The following is a 12,288-nucleotide window of genomic DNA, read 5'->3' on the forward strand; positions in this document are numbered from 1 at the left end:
GGTTTCTCCTTTGCATCAGTACAATCATCGATGAGTCTTAGAAACACGACGCAATCTGATCAATTTCAACATCTTCAACCAGTGTAAACCAATTGTCCATCAAGAACTGTCTCATTTTTGTTTCAAGTTCATAGAAAGGCTGTCATAACGGAAAAACCGAGCGAATACAGGGAGCGGCCCTGAGTTTTCGCTCGGCTATTTTTGCTTAAGGTCCCCTCGCTATACGGAATTCATCAAATAATATACCGTGTTAAAAGCGGAAATTACCCTAGAGGCTGCTTAACTTCTCTGGATTCGCGACGGTACAGATCTCTTGTATGGTGTGAGCCGGTTTTCACTCCATCCTTGCACAGGTCGAATTACCCTAAAACAAAAACTTTTGTCGGACTTCAGCAAGAAAAAAACGAGCCTCTAAAGGCTCGTTAAATCATCCATTATCAGATTTATCTTTGTATTCTTTTAGATGATATCTTATTATGAATATTCCAAGAACTAATGCTAATATAGGGACTAATGTAAGCCAGTAATGTCTAGTATTCGCAACTAGAATTATCCCTAAAATACAAAGCACCAAATAAACAACGTCCGATATAAGCCGTCTTCTCAAATATGTAGTTCTGGATGAGTTTTTCATGACGAAGACCCTCTCTTTTAACCTAGAATAATTACATTATAAATGGCATCATCTATCATTTGATCATACGTACGACCATCTCCACCATCATGCACTTGTTTTGGCACCCCGTTTACTTTCGCCTCTAAAATATATTGTTCACTTCTTAATCCGAGTTTGCCTTGTGAAAACACTTCGATTTGCGTCAAGTACTTAGTAGCATCAAGAATTCCATACCATGCTGTATCGATAACAGATCCTGTTATTGTAATTGCAAATGCTTTTAATAGGGTGGTAAGTCCACCTTTTGTCCAAATAATATCGATAACTGACAAAATAGTGGCAACTGCCGTACCCGCAGAGAATTGTACATCAATGTAGGTGGTGTCGGATACTGTAGTTTTTTTATACAATGAACCGTATTGGTTCCATGTAGAATTATATTTTGTTTTCACAAAATTATAACCGGGTGAAGGAGAGTCCATCGGAGTCATCTCAACTGGACGCTCTAACTCTGTAACTAATTCATCAACATTTTGGACAATTTCCTCTCCAGTTTGAATATTTTTTGTTACAACATCGCCTGTGCTTGTATTAAAAGTAGCTTCCGCTACCAAGTTATCGTTAATGTAATGCTTTACCGTCCTCACACCATCTGACTCACTGAGCTCAAGACGTGATGTCTCATCAGTCAACTCATCTTGATAGACTCCCTGAATATTCTTTTCACCATAATTCTCTGTAAAAGAATACGAAAGTTCTTTTAATGTATCGTCGACTTGAGAAGATGCGTAAGAACTGCCAGCAAATCCAGAAAACACAAACGTCACAAAAACCGTCAAAGTCAAAAACAAAGAAACTCTTTTCATATAGTACCTCCAAATCTTTTTTTAGAGTTTACATCCGTCCTCCTTTCCTTTACTTGGTAAATACCCTAACATTATATAAAGGTACTGTAAACCCTTTTAATTCAATTTTTGTAAATTAAGCAGAAATAATTAAATGTCTACTTCCTTGTTTCTGAGGTGATTATTTAGTCTTCTCTTTTTCTTTCATAAATTGTGCAAAAAGGCTTATTCCTAGGTTGGAATAAGCCTTTTATGTATATCAAAGGTTAGTCAAAATAATGAATAAAGGATATTGTAGAAACGTTAAACTAATCCCCACATCAGATGCATGATTAGATCACTCTATCTCATGTACCAACATTCAAGTTATAAACCCAATTAAGATGAATCAATTGTTACTACTATTCTTCAGAAATAAACCTCGAAGGAACACTGTCAGCTAACCATACAGCATCATTGCCTTGATAAAAGTTACATCCTTCATTTGAAGCCTGCTCAGCTCGAACTACTAGCAGCACGGGACTAGGGATCTTTACGCTTTCCGACCAAATATGCTGTTTCTCTATCAACGGATAGATGAACATACTGTCTACCCATTGGTCGAAGTCCCTCGTGCAAAATTTGTTCGACTAAGTGTCTAGCTGTCCCATGATAAAGTAATGTTGGCGGAGTTCCGATTACTTTCAATATTTTTTGCGGTGCAGAGTGACCATACAAGGCTCGTATTTTTCCATTCAAAATTTCATGCCGTGCTTTATCTGATTTATCAATCATTTCAATTAGATCATTTTCGGTTATAGATTCCCATTGTTTGTCACGGCGCAGCGCAATTAGAATCTGTTCAATGCTTACCCATCCTTCATCATCTAATTCTAATTCATACTCCCATGGTGCATGTCTTAAGGCATATGATACTTCCTTACTTAATTTTGTAATATCCACTACTCACACTCCATACTTATTAAATCTTATCGAAAACCATTGGAAGTTTATCAAGATTCTTTTTTGAAAATAACTCCCATCTGTTCCGGATTTATATTTTCAGGCCATATAGTCTTATGATTGCAAAAAGCCCCATTAAATATGACATTGTTAATTTCAACGTTTGAAAAATCTACTTCAGATAAATCAGCACTAGTAAAATCTACATCTTGGAGGTTGGAATTCCTAAAAGATGCCCTCGATAAATCGCAATTAATAAATTTTATATTTGTAAGGGTAGAATACATAAATTTTACTTTCATCATACTAGAATCAGAAAAATTCACTTCTTCTACTACTGATTCATAGAATGTTGCATTTATAACTTTAGAGTTAGATGCATCACATTTTTTAAACAATGAATAATCTAAATTTGACTTTGTCAAAATTACCCCATTCATACTGGCCTCTAAAAAATTTACTGATGCCAGATTCGAATAATAGAAATCAGTATTTGTTAATACACATTTCTGTAATGTTGAGCCAGCCAGCACCACATCTGATAAGTTCCATCCAACAAAATTCAACTCTTTTAAAGTAGCATCCTCTAAATGCAATTGTTTGCCTTTAGATTTTGATTCAGTGATCCAAAGTTGGTGATCTTGAATCATTTTATTTAAGTCTTGTTGAGTTAACATCCACTATCCCCTCTCTCCATTTAGGGCCACCAAAGAATTCTTTCCTTCCATTCCATAGTATTTATCGCATTTTTTAATTGCCCAATATGATCTTGGGAGAGTTTGGTGGTGTCAAGGATAACATTTTCTCCCTTACGTAATTCATCTTCAATATCTACGATTGCCTTATCTAATCTAAACCCACCCTTCCTAGGGGGATAATTTGAGTTAAATCCTTTTACATCCCATACTTGTCCATTTCCATCAACAAACTCACCTCGACCAGTAATTGGATCACGCAAAATTGGCCCCGTAAGTTCTCCTCTAACTTCTAATTCAAGCCCAGCCTGCCGTTCTATTTTAGTTTTGTCATCAATCTTAAAATTATGGTCTGGATCCTTTGCCAAATCTTCATACGCATCTGGTGTTCTAACATGATAAGTTCCCTTATCACTATACTTATCCATTAACTCCCGGTAGTAGTCGGGGGCATCCTTTCTGATTAAATCTAAGTCTCTTTTACCCTTATCCTCAACAACCTTCCCCCCATCCCCACCCGAATCATGCTTCAAATGCGGGTGGGTCTTCACGCCGATCCGGCGTGTGGCTAAACCGGCCAGGATCATGGCAGCCTGCTGCCCCATATAATGGGACGCGCCGCCCGAATCCTCGATGTCTGCGGCAAATTTTTCCCGGGTATCGGCATCAAAAATCATTTTGCCTCCCCAGGCCGCCGTGTCGATGATCTCTTCCGCCGTCCCGATAGTTGCATTATAGGCCATGTCCTTGGCAGTGCCAAGCGGGTCTTCCACCAAGGATGTAGCCGTATCCTTTACCGAATTCGCTACGGATTTCGCCCCGGTCTGCAGCCCCTGCCAGAAGTCCCCCGCATGGTCCCAGAACGTTTTGGGCTCGTTCGCAGCGCCCGCTGCCGATGCCACAATCATAATATCTTCACGCATATCGGCTGAGATGAACCGGAATGCAATGGCCTTCAATTCCTGGCCGATGATCCGAAGATGTTCAATCGTTTTATTCATTTCGCCGTGGGCACGCTGAAAATCTTCGAAAAACCGCGAACGTGTCGTTCCTTCCCACGATGACATCATATATGTAATCTGCTGGTCCAGCCGATTCTTGGTCGTTTCCAGTTCTTCCGCAGCCCTGGCGGCTTCCTCCGACACCCGAATCAATACCTCGGGCGGGACAAGTATTCTAGGCATTCGCATCCTCTCCAACGTTTCATTGGACCTTATTGTATCTATCTTCTAGGATATGGAAAAGGTTCCAGAGTCCTTCATATTGAAGGCATTGGAGTATGCCAGTTGGATGAAGCGAAGCCTTCATTCTTCCATATGGTACAGAAGCCCCAATATGCCTCTATTCTCTCTAGTATAGTGACAGGCTTGGTTGGCATCATGGTGTATCCCTAATAAAACAGCCATAAAAGGGTTACCTTCTATGACTGTTTATACTTGCTCTTATTCATTTTTCCGTTAGCGCTCGACTACTTCTTAATAAACACAATTTTCACGCCAACCACCTGATCCTGCTCATTCACGGCCTTATACACGCCGTATGCACCATCACCGATGCCGGTACGAGATACGACGCCCCCATCCAGGACACCTGCTTCTTCCCCGCTCTCGGTGATGTCGCAGCAGGCATAATACCATTCCGTATCCGTGTCCGAGCTATCCGATGCTGAATCCGCATCCGGAATTCGGTACTTTTGAACATCAAAAATCCCCGCCTGTCCGCTATCCACTCCAGCCACAAAAGGACACTTGATCCACTCCAGAAGTGCCCCCTGTTCTGCTACCGAGTGATGGTAAGCCGTCAGCTTGGCGTTGGCTTCGCCCCAGTCCGGGATCTCCACCTTCTCTACTTCTCCTACCCACGTTCCATTCAATACGGCTTCCAACACGCCCATGATAATAATGTTCGTATCCAATTCATAACAAGGATCGGCCACAACCAATTGTCCGGAATTCACTTCAAAATGGCCCAGTTGAATGTTCAATGAAGATACCTCCAATAACAACGTATGATGGTTCTATTTTAGCACGTATCAAGAATCAGACTCCATTTTCAACCTAGCCCCTCATGATTCCACAACGACATCTCCTCAAACATAGCAGTCACCTGATTTGTTCCATGCTCCATCTATTCGCCTTTAAACTATGGACATCTCTTTTTTAACGGACTATAATGACAAAAGCGCTCCAAAAAACGAACATTAAGGCGGTAAACATGAGTAAATATATGTTATTATTTCAAGGGACTTCTTTTTCAAGCAAATCTCCCAAAGAAATTCAAGTATTGAGAGACTATCTTTACTGCGTCAATACGGACGGCATGATTGAGCGAGTCGTGGCACCGGAAGACGCCGACTATCAATCCTTGCTGGATATGTATCAAGGCACGGACAGCTTTCACCGACTAGAGGAAGGACAGTATTTCCTGCCTGGCTTTGTCGATTTGCATGTTCACGCCCCGCAATGGGCTCAATCCGGAACCGCATTGGACATTCCGCTCTACGATTGGCTGAATACCTATACGTTCCCTCTGGAATCCAAATTCTCCGATTTGGAGTTTGCGCAAAAGGTTTACGACGATGTGGTAAGCACCCTGTTGGCCAACGGAACAACGACAGCCCTTTATTTTGCCACGGTGCATAAAGAAGCCAGCTTGTTGTTAGCCCAAATCTGTGCGAGCAAAGGCCAGCGCGGACTTGTCGGAAAGGTTGTCATGGACGACCCCGAGCAGAATCCGGATTACTACCGCGATGCGGACACATCCACGGCACTGGCGGATACGGAGGAATTTATTATCGCTGTACAGGAACTCGCCAAAACCACAAAACAAGGCGTGTATCCCGTCGTCACCCCACGCTTCATCCCGAGCTGTACGGATGAGGGCCTGAAGGGTTTAGGCGAGCTGGCAGCCAAATACGATACGTATGTGCAGTCCCACTGCAGCGAAAGCGATTGGGCGCACGGGTATGTGAAAGATCGCTTCCAGAAAAACGATGCGTTTGCCTTGCATGATTTTGGCCTGCTGCGCGATAAATCGGTCATGGCTCATTGTAATTTCCTTGATGATCAGGATGCCGAATTGTTCGCTGACACCGGCACCGCGATCGCGCATTGCCCGATATCCAACGCTTATTTCGCCAACAGCGTCATCCCGGTCGCCCGCTTCCATGCCAAAAATGTCGAGATCGGTTTAGGCTCGGATCTATCCGGCGGCTTCTCGCCCAGTCTCTTCGATAATATAAGGCAAGCCGTAATGTCCTCGAGAATGTTGGAAGATGGCGTGAATACCTCCCTTCCTGCGGAAGCTCGCGGCGTACCCGACTCGCGCATTACGGTCCATGAGGCATTTTATCTGGCTACGGCCGGGGGCGGTGAAAGTCTGAGCCTGCCGATCGGTCGCATTCAAGAAAACTACGCGTGGGATGTGCAGGTGATCGATACAAGACTTCCATCCGCGAAGCTGCCGATTTTTGATGAGTTTGAAGACATACAAGATATTTTTCAGAAGATCATGTATCTGGCACGGCCTGAGCATATCCGCGAGGTGTGGGTGCAAGGGGAAAAGGTTCATACGCGTTAAGAATAATAGAGGTTGTTCAACAAGCAATTCATCCTAACATTCGAGGTGTCCAGCGAAGTGAAAACACAAGCAGAAGGGCTAAATGGCACGCAAACAAAATCACAGCATTTAACGGTTCCGCCCGACGGCAAAATATCATTCGGGAAATCCGCCATTCTCGGTTTACAGCATGTCGTCGCGATGGACGTCTATGTCGTCCCTTTCCTGATTGCCATGTTAATCGGCTTAGCGCCCAATCAGTCCAGCGCATTGATTCAATCCACGTTTATTGCAGCCGGGCTTGCCACGATCGTGCAAACGTATTTCTGTATGAAGCTGCCGATGGCGCAAGGTCCTTCCTATGTTCCGCTCGGCGCGATTGTCGCCATTTATGCCGCCAGCGGCGGCGGAGAGATGGGTTGGAGTTCCGTGCTGGGCGCGAGCTTGATTGGCGCGATCCTCGTGATTATTTTGGGGTATACGGGAATTTTCAATAAAATCGTTACTTCCTTCATACCGCCCATTGTCGGGGGTACGATCATCTTCATCGTCGGTTTGTCCTTATTGCCGGTTGCCATCCGAGACAATATCTACGGCGCCACGGACGCTACCATCAATCAGAACGTACTGCTGGCCCTGATCTCAGCGGCTGCACTCATTCTGTTCGTGATCCTGGGTTCTTTGTTCCGCACGAGAGGTGCGATATTCCGCGTTACGTCTGTAATGGTCGCACTTATAATCGGATGTATCTCGGCCAACTTTATGGGGGTGCTGGATTTCAGCGCTGTCGCAAACGCCAAGTGGTTCAGCATGCCGCAGATCCCGTTTAAGGATTTTGGCTTCTCGTTCGACTTCTCGGCGATTATCACCATGATCATTATTTATCTCGTCCTGCTGGCAGAAACGACGGGGACATGGTTTGCCATCAGCAATGTCATTGATAAACCGTTAACGGATAAGAACATTAACCGGGGGGTCATTGGTGAAGGGATTAGCTGCCTGATTGCTTCCGGACTCGGCTCCACGCCGGTTACCGGCTATTCCACCAATGCGGGCATTATTTCTATCACGGGTGTGGCCAGTCGTCGAGTCTTTCTGGCGGTAGGCGGATGGTTTGTCCTCTTCGGCTGCTCCGGCAAATTGGCCGCATTGATCTCCTCGATCCCAACCGCTGTCATCGGCGGCGTATTCGCCATCGTCTGCGGCATCATCTCGATTAACGGGATCCAGGTCATGAAGAACGTAAAAATCGGGGAAAAAGAAATGTACATTATCGCCATCCCGATGATTTTGACGTTGGCGTTAGTGCTCATTCCTAAAGATTTCTTGTACACGCTGCCTACGTTCGTGCAGTATTTGTTGGGCTCGCCGATTCTGGCTGCTTCGATTGCAGCGATCTTGTTAAATAAATTGTTGCCAAACGCGAAGTAGGTTGTAGGGCGAGGTAATTGGAGTTGTATGTAAGGTTTACGGAGCTACCCCTAAAGAGACTACGTTTGTCGTAGGCTTTGGGGGTGGTTTTTTTGTATGGTAAATTTCTCATCACAACATAGAGTTATTAGAATATGTTATACTTGCCCAAAAAAGGTAATAAGGATAGAATTTATATAACCCTCAAGAAATTGAAAAATCAGAATTTATAGAGAGTTAAGGAAGGGAGAAACTTATGGCGAAAAACCCATTAAAAATTTCAATATTCATGATTGGTATCTTTATCCTGTGCGTTGTCGCATTAAAAACATTTCAAAACGGCTTAAATCTAAATGGTGTTATTGATTTTATAGAATGGGTAACGTTATACATTTTGCCTTGGATTTTTCTATACTGGTTCATAAAATACGTTAAACAAAAAATATAAAGGCAGTTCCAAAAGCTATTGATAGCTTTTGGAACTGCCTTTTTAATTCATTTAAGAACTAGTATGCATAATCAGGGCCGATTAAAGTATCTGTTGCAGCCGTTCCACCTTTGATTGTAACAGAAAAAGAACCATTGCTGTTTAATGTAACATTATCAACATATGTTTTATCCCATGTATGACGCATATACGCTACAGCATTTCCACTTGCACCTGAAAACTTACTATCATATGCAAGTTTCACTGCACCAGATCCAAAATTCATTGCATATTTGGCATAACCATCACTACCTAAACCAAAGCCAGATACGCTATCTTGGAATTTGAACATTGCGCCATGCTTACTATCAAAAGTACCTACCCGGTTTGTTTGTTGAGGAGCTGAATAGGATCCTGTTTTTCCATTATTGTATGGAGACGGTGCATCTTGCCATATTGGTTGCAAGTGGAACTCTTTAAGAGCAGCACCATTAGTGCCACCAATTAAGTTAATACCTGCAGTATCAGCACCACCTAAAGGTCCAGTGGGGTTTGCAAAACCCAAATATTTTCTTGCTTCTTCCCACCATGCATTAGCATTCGTCCATTTGAAACCGCCCCAGATCTCCCAATATTTCGTTGTAGAATTGTAAAGCCCAAACGGAGTGTTGACTTGAATATCCCCATTTTGTGCATGAGGTGTTACTACAGAATTATCTTGGCCTAATTCGTAGTAAACAAGTCCGTTACTTTCTAACACTTCAAAAAATTCATCAGTAAATTTTTCCTCTTGGCCTACAGCGACTTTAGCAAGATACATATCTAGTTCTTCAGGAGACATTTGTGAGGCACTTGTTTTGAATGAGGACACATTATTTTCCGCAGCATTTGCAATTAAAGGTTTTACATTGACTTCATTTTCATATCTAACTACTTTACCAATGGGGTTTACCGAAGGGTCTGAAACTAGATCTACGACATTTTGTGAATATTTAGATTCGTCTGCGAATACCGCCCCTGAGAGGCTTGAACCTACCAAGGATAGTAGTAGCAATGATGAGAGAATTTTTTTCTTCATTTTAAATCATCTCCTAAATTATAGTATTTAAATCCTTACATTTACATTAACGTAATATTTATACTAAAAGTTTGATATTTTTCAAAAATATTTTTTTTGAAACTGGTAGGGTACACTTGATAGTTTCATGACACTAATCGGATTAGTCACAACGATTGGTCTTGCTCTTAGAACCAATGCAAAAAGAAATAGGTCGCTCGTGGATGCGAAAACGACCTATTTCTTGTCCCTGTCTCTACTTTCCGCCTTTAAGGGCGGCTGTTGTTAGAAGTGAGCATTTTCATTCCTCTGTATTGCGTTGCATGTCTACCGGTCTAATGACAGATTCGTTCGAAACGCAGGCAAATTGTTTGCCTGCCCCATCACACTCAATAGTTTTTCCATGCTCGCTCGCTGAAAGGACGCCAGGTATACAGCCAACAGTTCATCCGTCTCCTCTTCGGATACGTCAAGTTCAAACACGATCAGCACATCGTCCTTCAGATAGATTTTCCATGCATTCAGCTCTGACCCTTCCTCCATCTCAAACTCCGGTTCCTCCAGACGCATGCATCTGCGATAGTCGGACAAGCTCCACATGCTCTCATCGAAAATGGCCCAATACGGCAGCCGATCCTCAACGCCCAACTGAACGAGTCCCTTGCCAGCGAGAAAACGTTGAAGCGATCGATTTTCCAGCTGCCAGTCGGGAGAGTTCCACGCGCACAAATAGACCGGTGGATCTTCCTGCTCCAAATCCTGAAGTCGGATCCCGCAATATATTACGGACTCCTCTACTTGATAGAAGATCAGAAATGCCTTATCTGTCGTAAAAAATGTATCATCAGGAATAAACACATCCTGCAGAGGGAGCGGTTCATATTGGTTATTGCACCCTTGAGTGATATATGGGGATTGTCCCAAAATCTTATAATATTCCCGCAGCACCGTCGGCAACGGGAAACCCAAGCTTTGTTCCTTTGCTTGAATGTCCGCCTCCGGAATGCCGTGGGCCTCCTTGTGATGCTCTCCTAATACATGGAGAATTCCTTCGATATTTGCTTTCATTTAGTTGGGTCAACCTCCTCGATGTATATCGTTCAACAATATTTCTGCGAGTTCTTATAGAGAATATTGATACGCTTCGCAACGAATACAATCTAATTTATTCAATCTAACAATCATGAATTGAATAAGTCTGATGCTGAAACCTTTTTCCATCCTTCAAATCCGACTAAATTTAATATCCGTTCTTTTTCTGAAGCATCAAATTTGTCCGTATCTTTTTTAAGACTCCCTTCAAATTCCTTCATGTACTGCTCATTACTCGTGTCGGTAACATACATATAATAGACATCTTGGATGATATCTCCGTTACGAAATTGGTACTGAAAGACATACATTTGCTCTATTTCTTGGGTTTCAGGCAACGGTTCAGACTCTCCACTCTGTGCCCATTTTGCGGCATTCCTCAGCAAATCAGGCTCACTTTGAACATTGATCAGTTCGGGTTGAACGCGATGGGTATCGTTACGGTACAAATAGATATTTACCATCTCCAACAAGCCGGGTTCTTCTATTCGATCCGGGTTTCTTGGCGAACAGGAAGTTAGGAGGGAAGCAACAAGAACAGCATACAATAGGGCTATTTTTTTGTTAATATGAAACACTCCTATATATCACTTCAATTAAGAACGTATTTTCCGTATGGGAGAATATACATTACGCCATATTTTAACATAGCCTCTTCCATAGACTTTAGACTCGCATATTTCCGGTTGACGAAACCATAATCGGGAAGTATAATCAAATCCATATTAAACTTATAGGAATTATTAAACATTAAATGATACCGACCATTCAAATGGAGGTCACAGCCTCAGCAGATATTGTGCTGGCGTTGTGGCCTTTTTCTTTTGATCCTATTTTTGAAGGCTAGGTGAGTTGAAATGATGAGAAAGCTCATGTCCAATCCCATCATCGGAAAATGTTTGCCTTGGGTTCTCCCCATCTTACTGATCGTTGTGTGGGCTATATTATCCAATCTTGACGTGATTTCGAGGAAAATTCTCCCCCTGCCTCAAGACGTTTTATTTTCTTTCAGGGATTTGCTGTTATCTGGAAAGTTAATCGAACACATCGCCATCAGTTTCCAAAGAGCGTTCATTGGTTTCTTAATCGGCGGTGGGATCGGTCTTGTACTGGGCTTTATCAACGGCTTATCGTCCATCGCCGAAAAATTGTTGGATACAACGATTCAAATGGTACGCAATGTTCCTCATCTGGCGATGATTCCTCTAGTCGTTCTATGGTTTGGTATTGGCGAAGAGTCGAAAATATTCTTGGTCGCGGTTGGCGTGTTATTTCCGGTCTACATCAATACCTTGCACGGCATCCGCTCCGTGGACAACGGATTGATCGAAATGGGCAGCGTATACGGACTGCGCACCGCTTCGCTCTTCTGGAAAATCGTTCTGCCTGGCGCCCTGCCTTCCATTCTGGTCGGACTCCGCTACGCTTTAGGCATCATGTGGTTGACCTTAATCGTATCCGAAACGATTGCCACGAATTCGGGCATCGGCTTCCTAGCCATGAATGCAAGAGAATACATGCAAACCGATATTATTCTGCTAACCATTGTGCTGTATGCCTTATTTGGAAAGCTGGCCGATTCCATCGCGAAGCTCTTAGAGAAGCGCTTCTTACAATGGAACCCGAATTATCACAACTAAGTCCTG

At 43.0% G+C, this 12,288-nt stretch carries 10 protein-coding genes and 1 pseudogene; 3 read left to right on the forward strand and 8 right to left on the reverse strand.

The window, feature by feature from the left end:
- Nucleotides 1-651 precede the first annotated feature (651 nt).
- From JNUCC32_RS19995 to JNUCC32_RS20015, 5 genes and pseudogenes are all read right to left on the reverse strand, one after another.
- A complete protein-coding gene (locus JNUCC32_RS19995; RefSeq protein ID WP_192569611.1) occupies nt 652-1,482 on the reverse strand; it encodes a hypothetical protein in 831 nt (276 codons plus the stop codon).
- A 380-nt stretch (nt 1,483-1,862) separates the two neighbouring features.
- Nucleotides 1,863-2,403, reverse strand: a pseudogene (locus JNUCC32_RS20000) (RNA 2'-phosphotransferase).
- Nucleotides 2,404-2,453: 50 nt separating this feature from the next.
- Nucleotides 2,454-3,080 (reverse strand): pentapeptide repeat-containing protein, encoded by a 627-nt coding sequence (locus JNUCC32_RS20005; RefSeq protein WP_192569612.1) that lies wholly within the window; start codon nt 3,078-3,080, stop codon nt 2,454-2,456.
- Nucleotides 3,081-3,100: 20 nt separating this feature from the next.
- On the reverse strand, nt 3,101-4,282 hold the full coding sequence (locus tag JNUCC32_RS31625; RefSeq protein WP_228468789.1) for a WXG100 family type VII secretion target: 1,182 nt from the start codon (nt 4,280-4,282) through the stop codon (nt 3,101-3,103).
- A gap of 284 nt (nt 4,283-4,566) precedes the next feature.
- Nucleotides 4,567-5,082: a DUF4241 domain-containing protein gene (locus JNUCC32_RS20015; RefSeq protein ID WP_192569613.1), complete on the reverse strand. Its 516-nt coding sequence runs from the start codon at nt 5,080-5,082 to the stop codon at nt 4,567-4,569.
- A gap of 230 nt (nt 5,083-5,312) precedes the next feature.
- On the opposite strand from JNUCC32_RS20015, the gene guaD reads away from it, so the two are divergent.
- Nucleotides 5,313-6,677, forward strand: coding sequence for a guanine deaminase (guaD, locus tag JNUCC32_RS20020; RefSeq protein ID WP_192569614.1), 1,365 nt, complete (start codon nt 5,313-5,315; stop codon nt 6,675-6,677).
- A 57-nt stretch (nt 6,678-6,734) separates the two neighbouring features.
- Nucleotides 6,735-8,087 carry a uracil-xanthine permease family protein gene (locus JNUCC32_RS20025; RefSeq protein WP_192569615.1) on the forward strand — a complete coding sequence of 451 codons (1,353 nt, stop codon included), beginning with the start codon at nt 6,735-6,737 and terminating at the stop codon, nt 8,085-8,087.
- A 485-nt stretch (nt 8,088-8,572) separates the two neighbouring features.
- Here JNUCC32_RS20025 and JNUCC32_RS20030 read toward each other — a convergent pair whose 3' ends face one another.
- The 3 genes from JNUCC32_RS20030 to JNUCC32_RS20040 form a co-directional block, all read right to left on the reverse strand.
- A complete protein-coding gene (locus tag JNUCC32_RS20030) occupies nt 8,573-9,571 on the reverse strand; it encodes a hypothetical protein (RefSeq protein ID WP_192569616.1) in 999 nt (332 codons plus the stop codon).
- Nucleotides 9,572-9,877: 306 nt separating this feature from the next.
- A complete protein-coding gene (locus tag JNUCC32_RS20035) occupies nt 9,878-10,618 on the reverse strand; it encodes an SMI1/KNR4 family protein (protein ID WP_192569617.1) in 741 nt (246 codons plus the stop codon).
- A gap of 113 nt (nt 10,619-10,731) precedes the next feature.
- The gene (locus JNUCC32_RS20040) at nt 10,732-11,106 is read right to left on the reverse strand and encodes a hypothetical protein (protein ID WP_228469011.1); all 375 of its coding nucleotides are present in this window, start codon (nt 11,104-11,106) and stop codon (nt 10,732-10,734) included.
- 396 nt (nt 11,107-11,502) lie between these two features.
- On the opposite strand from JNUCC32_RS20040, the gene ssuC reads away from it, so the two are divergent.
- A complete protein-coding gene (ssuC, locus tag JNUCC32_RS20045; protein WP_192572704.1) occupies nt 11,503-12,282 on the forward strand; it encodes an aliphatic sulfonate ABC transporter permease SsuC in 780 nt (259 codons plus the stop codon).
- Nucleotides 12,283-12,288: the final 6 nt, after the last annotated feature.

The sequence above is a fragment of the Paenibacillus sp. JNUCC32 genome (assembly GCF_014863545.1).
Classification (GTDB): Bacteria; Bacillota; Bacilli; order Paenibacillales; family Paenibacillaceae; genus Paenibacillus_AQ; species Paenibacillus_AQ lautus_A.

Coding starts and splice junctions, on each gene's coding strand:
- JNUCC32_RS20040 (WP_228469011.1), bottom strand. CDS start 11,106: ATGGTAAATATCTATTTGTACCGTAACGATACCCATCGCGTTCAACCC.
- JNUCC32_RS20005 (WP_192569612.1), bottom strand. CDS start 3,080: ATGTTAACTCAACAAGACTTAAATAAAATGATTCAAGATCACCAACTT.
- JNUCC32_RS19995 (WP_192569611.1), bottom strand. CDS start 1,482: ATGAAAAGAGTTTCTTTGTTTTTGACTTTGACGGTTTTTGTGACGTTT.
- JNUCC32_RS31625 (WP_228468789.1), bottom strand. CDS start 4,282: ATGCCTAGAATACTTGTCCCGCCCGAGGTATTGATTCGGGTGTCGGAG.
- JNUCC32_RS20030 (WP_192569616.1), bottom strand. CDS start 9,571: ATGAAGAAAAAAATTCTCTCATCATTGCTACTACTATCCTTGGTAGGT.
- ssuC (WP_192572704.1), top strand. CDS start 11,503: ATGAGAAAGCTCATGTCCAATCCCATCATCGGAAAATGTTTGCCTTGG.
- guaD (WP_192569614.1), top strand. CDS start 5,313: ATGAGTAAATATATGTTATTATTTCAAGGGACTTCTTTTTCAAGCAAA.
- JNUCC32_RS20035 (WP_192569617.1), bottom strand. CDS start 10,618: ATGAAAGCAAATATCGAAGGAATTCTCCATGTATTAGGAGAGCATCAC.